This window comes from Gordonia sp. G4 (assembly GCF_057770005.1).
Genome location: NZ_CM173442.1, coordinates 4,087,953 through 4,108,732 on the forward strand (window position 1 = coordinate 4,087,953; position 20,780 = coordinate 4,108,732).

General features: G+C 68.3%; 17 protein-coding genes. 11 read left to right on the forward strand and 6 right to left on the reverse strand.

The genetic code is table 11. The features are described 5' to 3' along the window. Positions 1-8: 8 nt before the first annotated feature. The 9 genes from uvrC (at position 9) to ppc (ending at position 11,533) form a co-directional block, all read left to right on the forward strand. Complete coding sequence (uvrC, locus tag AC3B5T_RS18415; RefSeq protein ID WP_055474624.1) at positions 9-2,060, forward strand: excinuclease ABC subunit UvrC; 2,052 nt, start codon at positions 9-11, stop codon at positions 2,058-2,060. Then, positions 2,053-2,985, forward strand: a complete 933-nt coding sequence (gene rapZ, locus AC3B5T_RS18420; protein ID WP_055474717.1) for an RNase adapter RapZ — start codon at positions 2,053-2,055, stop codon at positions 2,983-2,985. The genes uvrC and rapZ overlap by 8 nt, the downstream gene beginning before the upstream one ends. Further along, complete coding sequence (locus AC3B5T_RS18425; protein WP_055474623.1) at positions 2,982-4,007, forward strand: gluconeogenesis factor YvcK family protein; 1,026 nt, start codon at positions 2,982-2,984, stop codon at positions 4,005-4,007. Before rapZ ends, AC3B5T_RS18425 begins: the two co-directional genes overlap by 4 nt. Before the next feature lie 70 nt (positions 4,008-4,077). After that, on the forward strand, positions 4,078-5,055 hold the full coding sequence (whiA, locus tag AC3B5T_RS18430; protein WP_174316851.1) for a DNA-binding protein WhiA: 978 nt from the start codon (positions 4,078-4,080) through the stop codon (positions 5,053-5,055). A 191-nt stretch (positions 5,056-5,246) separates the two neighbouring features. After that, positions 5,247-6,266, forward strand: a complete 1,020-nt coding sequence (gene gap, locus AC3B5T_RS18435; protein ID WP_058250365.1) for a type I glyceraldehyde-3-phosphate dehydrogenase — start codon at positions 5,247-5,249, stop codon at positions 6,264-6,266. Between the two features lie 33 nt (positions 6,267-6,299). Further along, entirely contained in the window at positions 6,300-7,511 is a 1,212-nt protein-coding gene (locus tag AC3B5T_RS18440; protein WP_165630119.1) for a phosphoglycerate kinase, read from the forward strand. Between the two features lie 3 nt (positions 7,512-7,514). Further along, complete coding sequence (tpiA, locus tag AC3B5T_RS18445) at positions 7,515-8,303, forward strand: triose-phosphate isomerase (protein WP_205333431.1); 789 nt, start codon at positions 7,515-7,517, stop codon at positions 8,301-8,303. A gap of 106 nt (positions 8,304-8,409) precedes the next feature. Further along, positions 8,410-8,646, forward strand: a complete 237-nt coding sequence (gene secG, locus AC3B5T_RS18450) for a preprotein translocase subunit SecG (RefSeq protein ID WP_010841002.1) — start codon at positions 8,410-8,412, stop codon at positions 8,644-8,646. A 55-nt stretch (positions 8,647-8,701) separates the two neighbouring features. Next, positions 8,702-11,533 carry a phosphoenolpyruvate carboxylase gene (ppc, locus tag AC3B5T_RS18455; RefSeq protein ID WP_165630118.1) on the forward strand — a complete coding sequence of 944 codons (2,832 nt, stop codon included), beginning with the start codon at positions 8,702-8,704 and terminating at the stop codon, positions 11,531-11,533. A gap of 7 nt (positions 11,534-11,540) precedes the next feature. Here ppc and pgl read toward each other — a convergent pair whose 3' ends face one another. Genes pgl through tkt form a run of 5 tightly spaced genes read right to left on the reverse strand, consistent with a single transcriptional unit; the run spans position 11,541 to position 18,068 of the window. Further along, entirely contained in the window at positions 11,541-12,278 is a 738-nt protein-coding gene (gene pgl / locus AC3B5T_RS18460) for a 6-phosphogluconolactonase (protein WP_205333433.1), read from the reverse strand. Then, positions 12,275-13,207, reverse strand: a complete 933-nt coding sequence (locus AC3B5T_RS18465) for a glucose-6-phosphate dehydrogenase assembly protein OpcA (RefSeq protein ID WP_205333434.1) — start codon at positions 13,205-13,207, stop codon at positions 12,275-12,277. Before AC3B5T_RS18465 ends, pgl begins: the two co-directional genes overlap by 4 nt. A 49-nt stretch (positions 13,208-13,256) precedes the next feature. Beyond that, on the reverse strand, positions 13,257-14,810 hold the full coding sequence (gene zwf / locus AC3B5T_RS18470; RefSeq protein ID WP_488357809.1) for a glucose-6-phosphate dehydrogenase: 1,554 nt from the start codon (positions 14,808-14,810) through the stop codon (positions 13,257-13,259). 6 nt (positions 14,811-14,816) lie between these two features. Continuing rightward, positions 14,817-15,938 carry a transaldolase gene (gene tal / locus AC3B5T_RS18475; protein ID WP_010841007.1) on the reverse strand — a complete coding sequence of 374 codons (1,122 nt, stop codon included), beginning with the start codon at positions 15,936-15,938 and terminating at the stop codon, positions 14,817-14,819. Between the two features lie 51 nt (positions 15,939-15,989). Beyond that, positions 15,990-18,068, reverse strand: a complete 2,079-nt coding sequence (gene tkt / locus AC3B5T_RS18480; protein ID WP_010841008.1) for a transketolase — start codon at positions 18,066-18,068, stop codon at positions 15,990-15,992. A 310-nt stretch (positions 18,069-18,378) separates the two neighbouring features. On the opposite strand from tkt, the gene AC3B5T_RS18485 reads away from it, so the two are divergent. Next, positions 18,379-19,374 carry a heme o synthase gene (locus AC3B5T_RS18485; RefSeq protein WP_010841009.1) on the forward strand — a complete coding sequence of 332 codons (996 nt, stop codon included), beginning with the start codon at positions 18,379-18,381 and terminating at the stop codon, positions 19,372-19,374. A 7-nt stretch (positions 19,375-19,381) separates the two neighbouring features. On the opposite strand, the gene AC3B5T_RS18490 is transcribed toward AC3B5T_RS18485, so the two are convergent. Further along, entirely contained in the window at positions 19,382-20,356 is a 975-nt protein-coding gene (locus AC3B5T_RS18490) for a quinone oxidoreductase family protein (RefSeq protein WP_014926670.1), read from the reverse strand. A gap of 32 nt (positions 20,357-20,388) precedes the next feature. Between AC3B5T_RS18490 and AC3B5T_RS18495 the strand changes: the two genes are divergently transcribed. Then, positions 20,389-20,775, forward strand: coding sequence for a hypothetical protein (locus tag AC3B5T_RS18495; protein WP_488357810.1), 387 nt, complete (start codon positions 20,389-20,391; stop codon positions 20,773-20,775). The last annotated feature ends 5 nt before the right edge of the window (positions 20,776-20,780 follow it).

Here is a 20,780-nt window from a genome sequence, read left to right on the forward strand (position 1 = left end):
TGGAACACGTGGCCGACCCGACTACCTACCGCCCCGCGCCGGGGTCCATCCCGACCGATCCCGGGGTGTACAAATTCCGCGACGAGCATCGTCGCGTCATCTACGTGGGCAAGGCCAAGAATCTCCGGTCGAGGCTGACGTCGTACTTCGCCGACATCACCTCCCTGCATCCGCGCACCCGCCAGATGGTGACCACCGCCGCGTCGGTCGAATGGACCGTCGTCGGCACCGAGGTGGAGGCGCTGCAGCTCGAATACAACTGGATCAAGGAGTTCGACCCGCGCTTCAACGTCCGCTATCGCGACGACAAGAGCTACCCGATGCTCGCGGTCACGCTCAACGAGGAGTATCCCCGGCTGTTCGTCTACCGGGGCCCGCGCCGGCGCGGCGTGCGCTACTTCGGCCCGTACGCGCACGCCTGGGCGATCCGCGAGACGGTCGACCTGCTCACCCGGGTCTTCCCGGCCCGGACCTGCTCGGCCGGTGTGTTCAAACGGCATCGCCAGATCGACCGGCCGTGCCTGCTCGGTTACATCGACAAGTGTTCGGCCCCCTGTGTGGGGCGGGTGGACGCCGAGGAGCACCGGGAGATCGTCGAGGACTTCTGCGACTTCCTCGCCGGCCGCACCGACCTGATGATCCGCAGGATGGAACGGGACATGACCGTCGCCGCCGAGGAACTCGATTTCGAGCGCGCCGCACGGCTGCGCGATGACATCGGCGCGATGCGACGCGCGATGGAGAAGCAGGCGGTCGTGCTCGGCGACGGCACCACCGCCGACGTGATCGCCCTCGCCGGCGACCAGCTCGAGGTGTCGGTCCAGGTCTTCCACGTCCGCGACGGGCGGGTACGCGGTCAGCGCGGATGGGTTGTCGAGCGCAGCGACAACGGAACCGACGGCGATGTGGTGGGGGAGTTCGTCACCCAGTTCTACGGCGCCCAGGTCGATTTCGACGCCACGGTCGACGTCGGGACCGACCGGGCACACGGGGAGTCCATACCGCGCGAGGTGCTGGTCCCGGAGTTGCCCTCCGACGCCGAGGAACTCGAGGAGTGGCTGTCCGGTCTCCGGGGAAGCCGCGTGCGGCTGCGGGTTCCCCAGCGCGGCGACAAGAAGGCGTTGTTCGAGACCGTCGCCCGTAACGCGTCCGAAGCCCTTGCGCAGCACAAGCTCCGGCGCGCCGGCGACCTCACGACCCGTTCGGCGGCCCTCACCGAGCTGCAGGAGTCGCTGCTGCTCGATCAGGCACCGCTGCGCATCGAATGCGTGGACATCTCGCATGTCCAGGGCACCGACGTGGTCGCCTCGCTCGTCGTCTTCGAAGACGGCCTGCCGCGCAAGTCCGACTACCGGCACTACTCGATCCGCCATGCCGCCGGCGAGGGTCACTCCGATGACGTCGCGTCCATCGCCGAGGTCACGCGACGGCGGTTCCTGCGGCACCGTACCGACCGTGACGCACCGCCACCGGTGTCCGGGGAGATCAGCGCCGCCGCCGACACGCCGGCACAGCCGCGGAAGTTCGCCTACCCGCCGAACCTGTTCGTCGTCGACGGTGGTGCGCCGCAGGTCCACGCCGCGGCCGCGGTACTCGACGAGCTCGGCATCACCGACGTCTCGGTGATCGGGCTGGCCAAACGCCTCGAGGAGGTGTGGGTCCCCGGCGACGACGACCCGATGATCCTGCCGCGCAACAGCCAGGCCCTGTTCCTGCTGCAGCGAGTGCGTGATGAAGCCCATCGCTTCGCCATCACGTTCCACCGCAGCAAGCGCAGCAAGCGCATGACCGAGTCGGTGCTCGACGGCGTTCCCGGTCTGGGCCGAACCCGCCGCACCGCGCTGGTGACCCACTTCGGCTCGGTCGCACGCCTGCGTGAGGCATCCTTGGACGAGATATCCCAGGTACACGGAATCGGCCTCACCACGGCGCGCGCGGTCAAGTCCGCGCTCTCCGACGAGGCGCCGGTGCCGGAGCAGGCCCCGACCCCGGCCCCGGCGGAGGCCGAGAAGGAGATGACGGTGGCAACCGGTGACGCGGGACGAGGTGTCGATGAGTGACCACACCGAAGTGGAGGGCACGGTGACCGCGGAGCAGACCGGGACCGACTTCACCGTGCTGTTCGTGACGGGGATGTCCGGCGCGGGACGATCCACCGCGGCGAACGTGCTCGAGGACGACGGCTGGTACGTCGCCGACAACGTGCCGCCCTCACTGATCTCGACGATGGTCGGGATGGTGCGGGAGGACGATCCCTCGATCACGCGGCTCGCCATGGTGCTGCGCGCCTCCGACGACAACCTCGCCCACCAACTCGAGCAACTGCGGGACCGTCTCGAACAGTCCGGGATCCGCACCCGACTGCTGTATCTCGACGCCAGCGATCAGGTGCTGGTGCGCCGGTTCGAACAGGTTCGCCGCCGTCACCCGTTGCAGGGCAAGGAGACCCTCGTCGAGGGGATCGCCCGCGAGCGCGCGATCCTGGCCCCGATCAAGAACGTCGCCGACCTGGTGGTGGAGACCTCGGCGCTGACCGCGGCGAAGCTGCGCGCGATCGTCGAGGGCGTCGCGCCCGGCGACACCGAACCCCGCCTGTCGATCGTGGTGCAGTCGTTCGGCTTCAAATACGGGCTGCCCATCGACTCCGATCTCGTCGCCGATGTCCGGTTCCTGCCCAACCCGCACTGGATCGACGAGCTGCGCGACCACAACGGCCGGGAGGCGCCGGTCCGCGACTACGTGCTCGGTCAGCCGGACGCCGACGGGTTCCTCGACCTCTACACCGGACTGGTCTCGATCGTCGGTCGCGGGTATCTGCGAGAAGGCAAGCGCTACATGACGATCAGCGTCGGATGCACCGGTGGCAAGCACCGCAGTGTGGCCATCGCCGAGGAGTTGTCGGCTCGTCTGCGCCGCGCCGTCGACGACGCCGGGCTCGCGTCCTACGACGTACGGGTCATGCACCGCGACCTGGGGCGCGAATGAGTTCCGCCGAGCCGCGGATCGTCGCCCTCGGCGGCGGACACGGCCTCTACGCGACGCTGACCGCGATGCGCTACCTCAGTGCCGACATCACCGCGGTGGTCACCGTCGCCGACGACGGGGGATCGTCGGGGCGACTGCGTGCCGAACTCGGACTCATCCCACCCGGTGACCTGCGAATGGCGCTCGCCGCGTTGATGAGTACCCCCGAGGGGCTCGAGGATGCACAGCCCGCCGATCCGGTCGTCCGCCGCCGCCACGAACTGTGGGCCGAGGTCCTCCAGCACCGATTCGGCGGCCGCGGGGCCCTGGCCGGACATCCCATCGGCAACCTGCTCCTCGCCGGACTCACCGAGGTGCTCGGCGACACGGTCGGTGCGCTCGCGGAGTTGCGGGCGATCTTCGGCATCACGGGGCACGTGCTGCCCATGTCGACCGTGCCGCTCGACATCGAGGCCGACGTCTCGGGACTCGAGGCCGATCCGCGCATCAGCCGTGAGATCCGTGGGCAGGTCGCGGTCGCCACCACCCCCGGCAAGGTGCGTCGTGTTCGGCTGCTGCCGGACGATCCGCCGGCCTGCGAATCGGCCCTCGCGGCAATCGAATCGGCCGATCTGGTGATGTTGGGCCCGGGCTCGTGGTTCTCGAGCGTGATCCCGCACGTCCTGGTGCCCGAGCAGTTGAAGGCCTTGCAGCGCAGCCGTGCTCGCAAGGTGCTCGTGGTCAACCTGGCTCCCGAGCCGGGGGAGACCCCCGGGTTCTCGGTCGAGCGACACCTCCACGTGCTGCACGCCCACGCGAACACGTTCCGCGTCGACCATGTCCTCGTGGACGCGTCGTCGGTCCCGGCCGGGCGTGAACGTGATCACCTCGAGCGTGCGGCCGGATTGTTCGGCGCGGAGCTGAATGTCGGGGACGTCGCGGTGCCCGGCCGTCAGGTCCATGACCCGGCGAAAGTCGCCGCCGTGGTGAACGAACTGTGCGAAGGTGAATTGACCCGTTACTCTGGCCGAGCGGACGCCTGACCCGGGCGATGTTCCGCGACTTTCTCGAGGGACGTGTGGTCTGTTGACAGGAGGACAGGTACCGGTGGCGATGACGGCGGCGGTGAAGGACGAACTCAGTCGCCTGTCGGTGACTCAGGTGAGTTGTCGGAGAGCCGAGGTGTCGGCATTGCTGCGTTTCGCCGGCGGCCTGCACATCGTCGCGGGTCGCGTGGTGGTCGAGGCCGAGGTGGACATGGGCAACGTGGCGCGTCGCTTGCGCCGCGAGATCCACGACCTCTACGGCTATGCCTCGGATGTCCACGTCCTGCGCGGCGGTGGACTCCGGAAATCGGCGCGCTACATCGTGCGGATCACCAAGGACGGCGAAGGCCTGGCACGGCAGACCGGATTGCTCGACCTGCGCGGCCGGCCGGTGCGCGGACTGCCCGCACAGGTCGTCGGCGGCAGCGTCGCCGACGCCGAGGCCGCCTGGCGCGGAGCGTTTCTCGCGCACGGCTCGCTCACCGAACCCGGTCGGTCGTCGGCTCTGGAGGTCAGCTGTCCCGGACCGGAGGCGGCACTCGCCCTGGTCGGCGCGGCCCGGAGGCTCGGTGTCACGGCCAAGGCGCGCGAGGTCCGCGGCGCCGACCGGGTCGTCATCCGCGACGGCGAGGCCATCGGCGCGTTGCTGACCCGCATGGGTGCCCACGACACGAGGCTCGTCTGGGAAGAACGCCGCATGCGGCGGGAGGTCCGCGCCACCGCCAACCGCCTCGCCAACTTCGACGACGCGAACCTGCGTCGATCGGCGCGCGCGGCCGTCGCGGCCGCAGCCCGGGTGGAACGCGCGCTGGACATCCTCGGCGACGAGGTGCCCGACCATCTCATCGCGGCTGGGCAGCTTCGCATCACGCACCGGCAGGCGTCTCTCGAGGAGCTCGGTCAGCTCGCCGACCCGCCGATGACCAAGGACGCCGTCGCCGGACGGATCCGCCGGCTGCTGTCGATGGCCGACAAGAAGGCCCGCCAGGACGGGATCCCCGACACCGAGTCCGCGGTCACCTCCGAGCTGCTCGACGAGGCCTGAGACCCGCACCGGAGCACCACCGGCGTGCGTGACCCGGACCTGCGGTGTGCCGAGCGCAGGGTCGCCTACTAGGCTGGTGGCGACGTGGGCGGAGGCGTGACCACTCAGGTGTGCTTCGCTGACCGCTCACGCGCGGCCAGACCGGGCTTGACCACCAGGCCCGACCATGAATACCGCTAAGGAGCACAACTGTGACTGTTCGGGTAGGCGTCAACGGATTCGGCCGGATCGGCCGCAACTTCTTCCGTGCCGTCGAAGCGCAAAAAGCTTTGGGCACCACCGACATCGAGATCGTCGCGGTCAACGACCTGACCGACAACGCGACCCTCGCGCACCTGCTGAAGTTCGACTCCATCCTCGGTCGCCTGTCCGACGACGTCACCCTCGAGGGCGACGACACCATCGTCGTCGGTGAGCAGAAGATCAAGGCCCTCGAGGTCAAGGAAGGTCCGGCCGCCATCCCGTGGGGCGACCTGGGCGTCGACGTGGTCGTCGAGTCGACCGGCATCTTCACCGCTCGCGCCAAGGCTCAGGGACACCTCGATGCCGGCGCCAAGAAGGTCATCATCTCCGCCCCCGCCTCGGACGAGGACATCACCATCGTGATGGGCGTCAACGACGACAAGTACGACGGCAGCCAGAACATCATCTCGAACGCCTCGTGCACCACCAACTGCCTCGGCCCGCTGGCCAAGGTCCTCAACGACGAGTTCGGCATCGTCAAGGGCCTCATGACCACGATCCACGCCTACACCCAGGACCAGAACCTGCAGGACGGCCCGCACAAGGACCTGCGTCGCGCCCGCGCCGCCGCCATCAACATCGTGCCGACCTCGACCGGTGCCGCCAAGGCCATCGGCCTGGTGCTCCCGGAGCTGAAGGGCAAGCTCGACGGCTACGCGCTGCGTGTCCCGATCCCCACCGGTTCGGTCACCGACCTCACCGCCCAGCTGTCGAAGACCGCCACCGCCGAGCAGATCAACGCCGCGCTCAAGGCCGCTGCCGACGGTCCGCTCAAGGGCATCCTGAAGTACTACGACGCACCGATCGTCTCGTCCGACATCGTCACCGACCCGCACAGCTCGCTGTTCGACGCCGGCCTGACCAAGGTGATCGACGACCAGGCCAAGGTCGTGTCCTGGTACGACAACGAGTGGGGCTACTCCAACCGCCTCGTCGACCTCATCGGTCTCGTCGGCAAGTCGCTCTGACCCACCCCCAACGACCTTAGGAGTCAACGCCTCATGGGTGTTTCCACTCTGAAAGACCTTCTGGACGAAGGTGTTTCGGGCAGGGGTGTGCTGGTCCGGTCGGATTTCAACGTCCCGCTCGACGGGTCGACGATCACCGATCCGGGTCGCATCCTCGCGTCCCTGCCGACGCTCAACGCGCTCATCGACGCCGGTGCCAAGGTGATCATCACCGCGCACCTGGGTCGTCCGAAGGGCGAGCCGGATCCGAAGTTCTCGCTTGCGCCGGTGGCCGCCCGCCTCGGTGAGGAACTCGGCCGCAACGTGCAGCTCGCCGGGGACGTCGTCGGCACCGACGCGCTGGCCCGCGCGGAAGGACTCACCGACGGCGACGTCCTGCTGCTGGAGAACATCCGCTTCGATCCGCGGGAGACCGCCAAGGACGACGCCGAGCGCGAGGCGCTCGCCAAGGCGCTGGTCGAGCTCGTCGGGGACGACGGCGCGTTCGTCTCCGACGGCTTCGGAGTGGTGCACCGCAAGCAGGCCTCGGTCTACGACGTCGCCAAGCTGCTCCCGCACTACGCGGGCGAGCTGGTGGCGGCCGAGGTCGACGTGCTGTCCAAGCTCACCGAAGAGGTGACGCGTCCCTACGCGGTCGTCCTCGGCGGGTCGAAGGTCTCGGACAAGCTCGGCGTCATCGAGGCGTTGGCACCCAAGGTCGACACGCTGGTCATCGGCGGCGGTATGGCGTTCACCTTCCTTGCCGCACAAGGGCATTCGGTGGGCTCCTCGCTGCTGCAGGAAGATCAGATCGACGTCTGCAAGAGCCTGCTCGAGCGGTTCGGCGACGTGATCCACCTGCCCGTCGACGTCGTGGTGGCCGACAAGTTCGCCGCGGACGCCGAGTCGGACACGGTGGCGTCCGACGCCATTCCCGACGGCTGGATGGGGCTCGACATCGGACCGGAGTCGGTGAAGCGATTCGCCGCGGTCCTCTCGGGTGCCAAGACCATCTTCTGGAACGGTCCGTCGGGCGTGTTCGAGTTCGAGAAGTTCTCGGCGGGCACCCGCGGTGTCGCCGAGGCCATCGCCGGTGCGACGGGCAACGGCGCGTTCACCGTGGTCGGCGGCGGCGACTCGGCGGCCGCGGTCCGCACTCTGGGTCTGCCCGACTCCGATTTCTCGCACATCTCCACCGGAGGTGGCGCATCGCTGGAGTACCTCGAGGGCAAGGAACTCCCCGGACTGAAGGTTCTGGAGAGCTGATCCATGGCAACTCGTAAACCGCTCATTGCGGGCAACTGGAAGATGAATCTGAACCACCTCGAGGCCATCGCGCTGGTTCAGAAGATCGCCTTCGCCCTCCCGGCGAAGTACTTCGACAAGGTCGACGTGACGGTCATCCCGCCGTTCACCGACATCCGCAGCGTGCAGACGGTCGTCGACGGCGACAAGCTCCTGCTCACCTACGGTGCGCAAGACCTGTCGGCGCACGACTCAGGCGCCTACACCGGCGAGATCAGCGGTGCGTTCCTCGCGAAGCTCGGCTGCACCTTCGTGGTGGTCGGGCACTCCGAGCGTCGCACCCTGCACAACGAGACCGATGAGGTCGTGCTGGCCAAGACGAAGGCGGCGCTCAAGCACGAACTCACCCCGATCGTGTGCATCGGTGAGGGGCTCGACGTCCGCGAGGCCGGCGACCACGTGACCTACAACGTGGCGCAGCTCAAGGCATCGCTCGCCGGTCTGTCCGCGGCCGAGATCGCTCAGACCGTCATCGCGTACGAGCCGGTCTGGGCGATCGGCACCGGCCGGGTGGCGAGTGCGGACGACGCCCAGGAGGTGTGCAAGGCGATCCGTGAGGCGCTGGTCGAGATCGCCGACGCCGAGACCGCGGCATCGGTGCGGATCCTCTACGGCGGATCGGTCAACGCCAAGAACGTCGGCGACATCGTCGGACGTCCCGACGTCGACGGCGCCCTGGTCGGCGGCGCATCGCTGAAGTCCGACGAGTTCGCGACGCTGTCGGCGATCGCCGCGGGTGGCCCCTTGCCCTGACGGGTCGCACCCACGCGTACACTGTGGCAGGTTGGCCTCTTTTCGGGGGTTGACCTGCCACAGCTGTATGTAGGGGCTTTACGGAAGGGCGTTGCGACTCGTGACTGTGCAAGGTGCACTCGACATCGGATTGATCGTGACCAGCGTGTTGCTGATCGTGCTCATCCTGCTGCACCGCGGCAAGGGTGGCGGTCTGTCGTCGCTGTTCGGCGGCGGTGTCCAGTCCAGCCTCTCGGGCTCGAGCGTCGTCGAACGCAACCTGGACCGGTTGACGATCTTCGTCGGGCTCATCTGGGTGATCTTCATCGTCGGCGTGGGCGTCGACATCAAACTGTCCGGCTAGTCACCGTTCGCGCCTCGGGATGCCGCGCCCGTAGGTTGCCGGGATACTTGACGGCATGAGTGAAACCGTTCCCGCGCGGGGAGTCCCGGACTGGCGCCCATCGATCTCCATCGTCGACCACATCGTCGTCGACGACGAGGGCCGAGCACTCACCGAACCCCTACGGGAGGACATCCGCCTTCTCGGCGGGATCCTGGGTGACGTCGTCCGCGAACACTCCGGCAGCGACGTCTTCGACCTCGTCGAAGCCGCCCGCGTCGCCGCATTCCGGGTGCGCCGCAACGAGATCGACCGCACCGAACTCGCCGACATGTTCGTCGATCTGGACATCTCCACCGCGGTCCCGGTCATCCGCGCGTTCAGCCACTTCGCGCTGCTGGCGAATCTGGCCGAGGACATCCACCGTGAGCGGCGCCGCGCCATCCACGTCCGGGCCGGAGACCCGCCCCAGGACAGCAGCCTCGCCGCCACCTACCGCAAGCTCGCGGAGGCGGGACTCGGCGACGACGAGGTCGGCCGGGCGCTGGCCGATGCCGCCGTCGTGCCGGTCATCACCGCTCACCCCACCGAGACCCGCCGCCGCACCGTCTTCGAGGCCCAGAACCGCATCACCGAGCTGATGCGGTTCCGCGGCCGGACCGAGCTGATGCCGGACGAGGACGCGGCGGTCACCGAGTCGATCCGGCGGCAGATCCTGACGCTCTGGCAGACCGCCCTCATCCGGCTCGAACGTCTCACCATCCAGGACGAGATCCGTTCCGGGCTCCGCTATTACGACGCCTCGTTCTTCGAGGTCGTGCCCGCCATCAACACCGCGGTACGCACCGCGCTGCGCTCGACGTACCCCGACGCCGGACTCGCCGACGAACCGATGATCCGGATGGGGTCCTGGATCGGCGGCGACCGCGACGGCAATCCGTTCGTGAACTCCGAGGTGGTGACCCTGGCCACCACGCTCGCCGCGCAGACCGCAGTCGGACATCACCTGGCCGAACTCGAGAGTCTCGCACAGGAACTCAGCATGTCGGCCCGGCTCATCGACGCCAGCGACACCCTGTTCGACCTCGCCGGGGCCGACGCCGACGACCCGGGGGCCGACGAACCCTTCCGGCTCGCCCTGCGCTCCATCCGGTCCCGCCTTGTGGCGACCGCCCGGGAGATGTTCGACGACGACTTCCTCACCTCGAGCGACCTCTTCCTCATCGACGGGAAACAGCCGTACGGCGACGCCGCCGAACTCCTCGCCGACCTCGATGTGATCGACGGCGCGCTGCGCGCGAACAACGACGACACGATCGCCGACGACCGGTTGCTCGCCCTGCGAGAAGCCGTGCGCACCTTCGGGTTCCACCTGTCCGGGCTGGACATGCGGCAGAACTCCGACATGCACGAGGAAGTGGTCGCCGAGCTGCTCGCGTGGGCGGGTGTGCATCCGGACTATGCGTCGCTCGACGAGTCCGCGCGCGTCGAGATCCTCTCCGCGGAACTGCGTGCGCGTCGACCGTTGACCAGTCCCGACGCCGAGCTGAGCGAGCTGGCCACCAAGGAACTCGGGATCGTCCGGGCCGCCGCCAGGGCGGTCGCGACCTTCGGTCCCGCGGCCGTGCCCAACTATGTGATCAGCATGTGCACGTCGGTCAGTGACATGCTCGAGGCGCTGATCCTGCTCAAGGAGGCAGGCCTATACGACGCGAATGACGGTTCTCCGCGGTGTAGCGTCCGCGTGGTTCCGCTGTTCGAGACGATCGAGGATCTCCAGCAGGGCGCAGCGACCCTCCTCGCCGTTCTCGACGTCCCGTTCTATCGGGCGATGGTCGAGTCCCAGAACGGGATTCAGGAGATCATGCTCGGCTACTCGGACTCGAACAAGGACGGCGGCTACATGGCCGCGAACTGGGCGCTCTACCGCGCCGAGCTCGATCTGGTCGACGTGGCGTCGCGGTCGGGCATCAGGTTGCGTCTGTTCCATGGGCGCGGCGGGACCGTCGGGCGCGGCGGCGGTCCCAGTTACGACGCCATCCTGGCCCAGCCGCCCGGTGCGGTCCAGGGCTCGCTGCGCATCACCGAGCAGGGCGAGATCATCGCCGCGAAGTACGCCGAACCGGTCACGGCGCGGCGCAACCTGGAGACGCTGCTCGCCGCGACCATCGAGTCCTCGCTCCTGGACACCGAAGGCCTCGGCGACGAATCCGACTCGGCCTACGAGATCATGGACGACATCGCGGCGAAGGCGCGAGCCGCGTACAGCCGGCTGGTCCACGAGACCCCGGGATTCGTCGAGTACTTCACCACCTCGACGCCCCTGTCGGAGATCGGTGCCCTCAACATCGGCAGCCGGCCGGCGTCGCGCAAGCAGACCGAGAAGATCTCCGATCTGCGGGCGATCCCGTGGGTGCTCTCGTGGACGCAGTCGCGCGTGATGCTGCCCGGCTGGTACGGCACGGGCTCGGCGTTCGAGGAATGGGTCGGGGACGATCCGGAGCGGTTGGAGACGTTGCGGCGGTACTACGCCAAGTGGCCGTTCTTCCGCACCGTGATGTCGAACATGGCTCAGGTACTGGCGAAGTCGGACATGGGCCTGGCCCACCGGTACGCACAGCTGGTGCCCGACGAGGAGCTGCGCGAGCGGGTGTTCGGCATGATCGTCGACGAACACGAGCGGACGATCGCGATGTGCGCGAAGATCACCGGCACCGACGACCTGCTCCACGACAACGCCGCGCTGAAGCGGTCGGTCTACAACCGCTTCCCGTATCTCGAGCCGCTCAACCTGCTGCAGGTCGAGTTGCTGCGGCGCTTCCGTGCGGGGGAGGACACCCCGATCGTGCGGCGCGGGATCCAGCTCACGATGAACGGCCTCGCCACCGCGCTGCGGAACTCGGGCTAGCGGACGGTCACCGGATGTCGGCGGCGGCCGCGTCGTCGAGGAACCAGATGGTCTCCTCGGTGCCGCGCGCCCCGGCGGCGGGCCAGTCGGCCGGGTCCGCGCCACCGTGTGCGGCACCGACCGCCTCGGCCTTGTCGGCGCCGGCGACCAGGAACCACACCTGCCGGGAACGGTTGACGACGGGCAGGGTCAGGGTGATCCGGCGCGGCGGCGGCTTCGGCGAATCCTCGACGGCGACCACCGACTTCGTGGTCTCCGCGGTGGCCGCAGTGTGCGGGAACAACGAGTTGATGTGTCCCTCACCGCCCATGCCGAGCAGATGGAGATCGAACTCCGGCGCCACGCCGTCGCTCGACCGGCCGGCGAGAATCGCGGCGTAATCCGCGGCGGCGGCCTCGATGTCGTCGCCGAGCGGTCCGTCCGACGGCGCCATCGGGAACACCCGCGACGGGTCGACGGGCACCTTGTCGAGCAGCGCCTCGCGCGCCTGACCCGAATTGCGTTCCGGATCGTCGGCGGGGACGAAACGGTCGTCGCCCCAGTAGATGTCGATTTTGGACCAGTCGATGGTGCCGCTGTCGGCGGCGAGCGCGGACAGGAGGCCGATCCCGTTGCTGCCGCCGGTCAGCACCACACTCGCGACGCCGCGTTCGGCCTGGGCTCGGGTCACGAGATCCACGAACCGGCTCGCGGCGGTCTCGACGAGTTCCTGCTTGGAGCCGAAGACGAGGGTCTCGGTGGTCATCGGGCGGCAACTCCTTCGGTGTCATCTGTGAACTCGACCTCGGGCACACCCTTGAGTGCTTCGATGTACACCTCGTCGGTGTCGAGTCGTCGTAGCTCCTCCGCGATACACGCGGGAAGTTCACGTCGGCCCATGGCGACGCGTCCATCGGGTTTGCCGGGCATCGTCAGCACGGCGTTGTTCTCCTCGTCGACGGCGAGGATGGTCGGACCGTCGTCGCGGTGGAGTCGGATCTCGAAACTGCCGCGGCGGCGTCGCGTCGGGACGTTCAGGGTGGACCGCAGCCAACCGGCGATCAGGTCCACCGAGGGCGAGTTCTGCGACCCGGTGACCACGACCTCGGTGATCGGGGTGTGCGGCGGTCGGTCGACCGCGGACGCGAGGATCGCGCGCCAGTGGGTGATGTGGGTCCAGGCGAGGTCGGTGTCGCCGGGGGAGTAGGTCTCGAGGCGCTGCGCCAGCACCGCGAGCGAGTCGCCCGCCTTGCTCGCGTCGACGATGCGCCGGTGCCCGAGTTTGCCGAGCGGATCGTCGGCGGGGCGTCGTGGTCCCTTGCCCGGCCACCAGGTGACGACCGGGGTGTCGGGGAGGAGGAAGGGGGTCACCACGCTGTCCGGATGGTCGGCGAGTTCGCCCTGCAGCGACAGCACGACCACCTCGGAGGCGCCGGCATCGCCGCCCACGCGGATCTGCGCATCGAGCCGTGAGTCGCCTTCACGCACACCGCGATACACGACGATGACGCGGCTGGGGTGCTCGCGGCTCGCGCCGACCGCCGCCTCGATGGCCCCTTCCATCGGCTCACCGAGTTCGACGCACACGACCAGGGTGAGCACGCGACCCAGACTCAGCGCGCCGCCTGCGGCGCGCACCTCGATGATCTTCTTGGCGACCTTTCCGGTCGACGTGTCGGGCAGTTCGACGATCATCGGGAGGCCTCCTGAACGGATCGGACGGTGCGGGCGTACGGACGTCTCGTCACGGCCGGCGCCACGCGCGACCGGTGCGGGCCATCATCTCCTCGGCCGAACGCGGCCCCCACGTCCCGGACTCGTAGGTGTCGGGCGACCCCGACTCGGCCCAATGGTCGAGCACCGGATCGAGGATGCGCCACGACAATTCGACTTCCTCGTTGACGGGGAACAGCGAGGGTTCACCCAGCAGGACGTCGAGGATGAGACGCTCGTACGCCTCCGGCGAGGCCTCGGTGAAGGCGGTGCCGTAGCTGAAGTCCATGTTGACGTCCCGGACCTCCATGCTCGACCCGGGGACCTTCGAGCCGAAGCGCAGGGTGATGCCCTCGTCCGGCTGGACCCGGATGACGAGCGCGTTCTGGCTGAGCTCCTCGGTCATCGTCTGATCGAAGGGCAGGTGTGGTGCGCGTTTGAACACGAGCGCGATCTCGGTGACCCGCCGGCCCAGACGCTTACCGGTACGGAGGTAGAACGGCACACCGGCCCAGCGCCGGGAGTCGACCTCGAGTGCGATGGCGGCGAAGGTCTCGGTCGTCGAGTCCTTCGCGAAGCCGTCTTCGTCTTTGAGGCCCGGGACCTTCTCGCTGCCCTGCCAACCGGGTCCGTACTGACCGCGGGCGGTGTTGTCGTCGATCGGCAGGACGTTGCGGGTCGCGGCGAGGACCTTGATCTTCTCGGCCTGTAATTGCTTGGGCTCGAAGGAGATCGGCTCCTCCATCGCGACCAGGGCCATGAGCTGCATGAGGTGGTTCTGGATGACGTCGCGCGCCGCGCCGATGCCGTCGTAGTAACCCGCCCGACCGCCGAGACCGATGTCCTCGGCCATGGTGATCTGGACGTGGTCGACGTAATGCGAACTCCAGAGCGGGTCGAAGAGCTGATTGGCGAACCGCAGGGCCAGGATGTTCTGAACGGTTTCCTTGCCGAGGTAGTGGTCGATGCGGAACACCGACGACTCCGGGAAGACGTTGTTGACGATCGCGTTCAGCTCGCGGGCGGACTCGAGGTCGTGACCGAACGGCTTCTCGATCACCACCCGGCGCCAGCTGTCGCCCGTCGGGGCGGCGAGTCCGCTGCGTTCGAGCTGCTCGCAGACCGTGGGGAACGCCTTCGGTGGGATCGACAGGTAGAAGGCGTGATTGCCGTCGGTCCCGCGTTCGACGTCGAGCGACTTGAGGGTGTCGCGCAGCCGGTCGAAGGCGGCGTCGTCGTCGAAGGCGCCCTGCACGAAGCGGAATCCCTCGGCGAGGCGTTCCCACACCTCTTCGCGGAATCCGGTCCGTGCGTGCTCGCGGACGGCGTCGTGGACGATGGCGCCGAAGTCCTCGTCGGTCCAGTCGCGACGGGCGAACCCGACGAGAGCGAACGAGGGTGGCAGGAGGCCGCGGTTGGCCAGGTCGTAGACCGCCGGCATCAATTTCTTGCGTGCCAGGTCACCGGTGACCCCGAAGATGACAAGGCTGCATGGTCCCGCGATGCGTGGCAGCCGTTTGTCCTGTGGGTCACGGAGCGGATTGGTCCACGAACCGGACCCGACCGACTGCTCGCCTCCGGCCACCTGCGCTCAGCCCTCGTTCGCTGCGGACAGTTGCTCGGCGGTCGCGCTGAGCAGATCGTTCCACGCGTCCTCGAACTTGCTGACGCCCTCGTCCTCGAGAACTTTGAAGACGTCGGCGACGTCGACGCCCACCGCCGAGATCTTGTCGAAGATCTCCTGCGACTCGGCGGCGAGACCGATGATGGACCCGGTGTTGACCCAGCCGTGGTCGGCGAAGGCGTCCATCGTCTTGCCGGGCATCGTGTTGACCGTGTTCGGCGCGACGAGCTCGCTCACATACAGCGTGTCCGGGTAGTCCGGGTTCTTCACACCCGTCGACGCCCACAGTGCGCGCTGCGGCCGCGCGCCCTTGGCGAGCAGGTCGGGGAAGCGGGACTCGACCTCGAAGACCTGCTGGTAGGCCGAGTAGGCGAGGCGGGCGTTGGCCAGTGCGGCCTTGCCCTTCAGTTCCACGGCCTCCGGGGTTCCGATGGCGTCGAGCCGCTTGTCGATCTCGGTGTCCACGCGCGACACGAAGAACGACGCGACGGAGTGGATGCGCGACAGGTCATGGCCTGCCTGGGCGGCGGCGTCGAGGCCGTCGAGGTAGGCGTCGATGACCTTCTCGTAGCGCTCGACCGAGAAGATCAGCGTGACGTTCACGCTGATGCCCTCGGCGATCACCTTGGCGATGGCCGGCAGGCCCGCCTCGGTGGCCGGGATCTTGATGAGCAGGTTCGGCCGGTCGACGATCTTCCACAGCTCGACGGCCTGGGCCACCGTGGCGTCGGTGTCGTGGGCCAGGCGCGGGTCGACCTCGATCGAGACCCGGCCGTCGACGCCGTCGGTCGCCTCGAAGGTCGGGGCGAGGACGTCACAGGCGTTGCGGACGTCGTCGGTGGTGACCGTCCGGATGGTGGCGTCGACATCGGCGCCCCGTGCGGCCAGCTCGTTGACCTGATCGTCGTAGGCGTTGCCCTTGGACAGCGCGGCCTGGAAGATCGACGGGTTGGTGGTCACCCCGACGACCGACTTGGTCGCGATCAGGTCTGCGAGGTCGCCGGAGCTGATCAGGTCCCGGGACAGGTCGTCCAGCCACACCGAGACTCCGGCGGCGGACAGTTCGGCGAGCTTCTCGTTCTGGGTCACGATTCTCTCCTCATGGGGTTGGCTTGTCAGCCGGTGTTGTCTACGGCTTTGTCAGCCGGCGACGACGCGCTCGGCGGCCGCGGTCACGGCCTCGGCGGTGATACCGAACTTGGTGAACAGCACCTTGTAGTCGGCGGAGGCACCGAAGTGCTCGATCGAGACGATCTCGCCACCGGCGCCGACGATGCGGTACCACGGCATCGCGATACCGGCTTCGACGGCGACGCGCGGGACCGACGGCGGCAGCACGTCGTCCCGGTAGCCCTGCGGCTGTTCGTCGAACCACTCGACGCAGGGCATCGAGACGACACGCGCCTTGATTCCCTTCTCCGCCAACGCCTTCTGCGCGTCGACGGCCAGGTGGACCTCGGAACCGGTGCCGATGAGCACGACCTGCGGGTCACCCTCGGAGTCGCTCAGGACATACCCGCCGTTGGCGACGCCCTGCGCCGAGGTGCCCTCGAGGATCGGGATGTTCTGCCGGGTGAGTGCCAGGCCGACCGGATGGTTGCGTCGCGTCAGCAGGTGCTGCCATGCGAACGCCGTCTCGTTGGCGTCGCCGGGACGCACCACATCGAGATTCGGGATCGCACGCAGCGCGGCGAGGTGTTCGATCGGCTGGTGGGTCGGGCCGTCCTCGCCGAGACCGATCGAGTCGTGGGTCCAGACATAGATCGGGTCGATCTCCATCAGGGCGGCGAGCCGGACCGCGGGACGCATGTAATCGGCGAACTGCAGGAACGTGCCGCCGTAGGCGCGGGTGGGACCGTGCAGGACGATGCCCGACAGGATCGAGCCCATCGCGTGCTCGCGCACACCGAAGTGCAGGGTGCGGCCGTACGGGTTCGCCGACCACTTCTTGGTGCTGATCGAGGTCGGTCCGAACGACGGTTCGCCGTCCATCGTCGTGTTGTTGGAGCCGGCGAGGTCGGCCGAACCGCCCCACAGCTCGGGCAGCACGGGCGCGAGGGCGCCGAGCACCTTGCCCGACGCGCTTCGGGTCGCGACGTCCTTGTCGCCCACGTTCCAGCTCGGGAGGGCGTCGGTCCAGCCCTCCGGGAGCTCCTGGGCGGTCAGCCGGTCGAACAGCTTCTTGGCGTCGGGGTTCTTCTCCGCCCAGGCGTCGAACGACGACGTCCACGCCTTGCGCTGCTCGGCGCCGCGGTCGATGAGCTTGCGGGTGTGCCCGATGACCTCGTCGCTCACCTCGAAGTTCTTGGCGGGGTCGAAGCCGAGGACCTTCTTCGTCGCCGCGACCTCGTCTTCGCCGAGCGCCGCACCGTGGGCCATGCCGGTGTTCATCATGTTGGGTGCCGGGTAGCCGATGATCGTCCGCAGGCAGATGATCGACGGCTTGTCGATGACCTGGCGGGCGGCCTCGACCGCGGCCTCGATGGCGACGATGTCCTCGCCGCCCTCGACCGTCTGGACGTGCCAGCCATAGGCCTCGTACCGCTTGGCGACGTTCTCCGACAGCGCGATGTCGGTGTCGTCCTCGATCGAGATCTGATTCTGGTCGTAGAACACGATCAGGTTGCCGAGCTGCTGGGTACCGGCCAGCGAGCTGGCCTCCGAGGTCACGCCCTCTTCGATGTCGCCGTCGGAGGCGACGACATAGATGTAGTGGTCGAACGGGCTCTGCCCGGGGGCCGCATCCGGGTCGAACAGGCCGCGTTCGCGACGGGCGGCCATCGCCATGCCCACCGACGACGCCAGACCCTGACCGAGCGGGCCGGTGGTGATCTCCACGCCGCGCGTGTGACGGAACTCGGGGTGGCCCGGGGTGAGGGAGTCCCAGGTCCGCAGCGCCTCGATGTCGGAGAGCTCGAGGCCGAATCCGCCGAGGTAGAGCTGGATGTAGAGCGTCAGGCTCGAATGCCCGCACGAGAGGACGAAACGGTCGCGGCCGGCCCAGTCGGTGTCGGTCGGGTCGTGGCGCATCACCCGCTGGAACAAGGTGTAGGCGAGCGGCGCGAGGCTCATCGCGGTGCCGGGGTGTCCGCTTCCGCATTTCTGCACTGCGTCGGCCGCCAGGAGCCGGGCCGTGTCGACGGCGCGGGTGTCGAGGTCGGTCCAGTCGTCCGGGTGACGGGGGGTGGTCAATGCGCGGATCTCGTCTGTGTCGGCCACGATGCTGATTGTCTCCTGTGCCTGCTCGGTGCGATTCGTACAAGTGGCGATCGGTACTGGGGGCTGTCGGCGCTCGGGCGACCGACGCCCGTCGGCGCGTACGGGTCCAGAGTAATCGGCGCCGGGCTCGCACTGCGCGCCGACCGATGGTTACCGGCGAGTTCATGCGTCCGCGCCGGTCGTGGGCCCGCCCGCGTCGTCGCCGTGCCTCGATTCACGGTTCGCAAAGGCAAACGTCTACCATGCTGTGTAGTAGCCCGCGGGCGTCTGTGCGGGCGGACGAGGAGTGTTCGTGAGGATAGGGGAGCGTGTGAGCGGGGACAGTTCCGCCGCATCTCACTCGACCGACACCGCATCGAATCCGCAGGTATCGACCGATCCGGTCGCACCGGCCGATCAGTCGTGGGCCGGGCGCGTGCGTGCGACGGTGCTCGCCTACATCGCGTTGACCAAACCGCGCGTCATCGAGCTGCTTCTCGTCGCGACGATCCCGGTCATGCTGCAAGCCGACCGCGGCCACGTCGACATCGCGGTCATCGCCTTCACCCTGATCGGCGGCTGGCTCGGAGCCGGGAGTGCGAACACTCTCAACATGGTGGCCGACGCCGACATCGACAAGAAGATGAAGCGCACCGCCCGGCGTCCGCTGGCCCGCCGTGCCGTCGCGACCCGCAGTGCCCTCATCTTCGGTCTCGTCCTCTGGGCGGCGTCCTTCGCGGTTCTCTACTTCGCCGCCAATCTGCTGTCCGCCCTGCTCGTCTCGGCGACCATCCTCTTCTACGTCGGTGTCTACACGCTCATCCTCAAGCGTCGGACCTGGCAGAACGTGGTCTGGGGTGGTGCTGCGGGCTGCATGCCGACCCTGGTGGGGTGGGCTGCGGTCACCGGCTCGCTGAGTTGGCAGCCGATCGTTCTCTTCGCCGTCATCTTCTTCTGGACGCCGCCGCACACCTGGGCGCTCGCGATGCGCTACAAGGAGGATTACAAGGCGGCAGGCGTGCCGATGCTCCCGGTCATCGCGACCGAGGAACGCGTCACCCGGCAGATGCTCATCTACACGTGGCTCACCGTGGTGAGTTCGCTCCTGCTCATCCCGGCGACGAGCTGGATCTACACCGTGATCGCGCTGGCAGCCGGCGGCTGGTTCCTCGAGCGCGTGCACAAGTTGTACCGCGATACCAAGCGTGGCGCCGAAGTCGCTCCGCTGAAGGTCTTCCTGCAGTCCAACGAGTATCTCGCCATCGTGTTCTGCGGACTCGCGATCGACGCGGTCGTCGGACTGCAGACCATCTCGTCCTACTTCTGAGCCCCGCTCAGATCCCGGCGGGCAACAGCACCGTGGTGCCCGTCGTGACGCGTGCCTCCAGATCGGTGTGCGCCGCCGCCGCGTCGGCGAGTCGGTACCGCTGCCCGACGCGCACCTCGACGCTGCCGTCGACGATCGCCTCGAAGTACTCGCCCGCTCGCCAGTGGAGTTCCTCGGCCGTGTCGGTGAAATGGCCCAGTGTCGGGCGGGTCACCGACAGCGATCCCGCCGGGTTGAGACGCTGCAGATCGAACGGCGGAACCGGTCCGCTCGCCGCTCCGAAGAGCACGACGATCCCACGTATCGCGGTCGACGCCAGTGACTGCTCGAAGGTGTCGGCGCCGACGCCGTCGTACACCACGGGCACGCCGCGCCCGTCCGTGAGTTCACGGACCCGCGAGCTCAGGTCCTCGCCGTAGCGGAGTACGTGGTCGGCGCCAGCCGCCCGGGAGAGTTCTTCCTTCTCGTCGGACGACACCGTCGTGATGACCCTCAGTCCGCGGCGTTTGGCCAGCTGGGTCAGGATCAGCCCGACACCGCCGCCACCGGCGTGCACGAGGATCGATTCGCCGGACCGGGGATGAGCGCTTCCGTCGAGGAGGTAGTGCGCGGTCAGGCCGCGGAGCAGCGACGAACCGGCGACCGCATCGTCGACCGCGTCGGGCACCGGAACGGCTTTCGACGCCGGGACCGCGACGAGCTCGGCGTAGGAACCGGGCGCCGCACACCACGCCACACGCTGACCCTCCCGCAGCGACGTCACGTCCGAGCCGGTCGCGACGACGACGCCGGCGCCCTCGCTGCCGGGGATGTAGGGCGGGGTCGAGGGATAGAGGCCGCGTCGCAGATAGGTGTCGATGAAGTTGACGCCCACCGCAGATGTCCGGACGATCACCTCGTCGGGCGCGGGTATGGGGTCGTCGACGCTGCCGAAGGTCAGGACGTCGGGTCCGCCGTGGCGGGTCACCTGAATCGCTCGCACGACACCGTTCTACACGCCGAAACCGCCCCGGTATGCTGACCCCCATGACGAACACCGCCGCCGACGAGAACTCGAGCCAGCAGAAGAAGGTCGAGGCACCCACCGAGGTCGTCGCCTCGGCACGCAAGTTCGTCGAGCGCGAAGGTGGCAGCGCGAAGGTGGTTCTCCAGGCGATCGGGGACGCCGGGGTACGGATCACCATGGTGGGCGACGCGAACGGCATCCTCGGTGACCGGGTGGTGCCGGACCTGGCGACCGCACAGGCCGTGGTCGATGCGGTCGACGGTCTCGAGATCGCCGAGTGGGACCGCGACCTCACCTCGGAGACGACGGTGTCGACCTCTCACTACCGCAAGATGGCGGGCTGGGTCGCTCGGCAGAAGCGCTTCCCCCGAGCGCGTAACCGCGCCATCCTCTGAGGCCG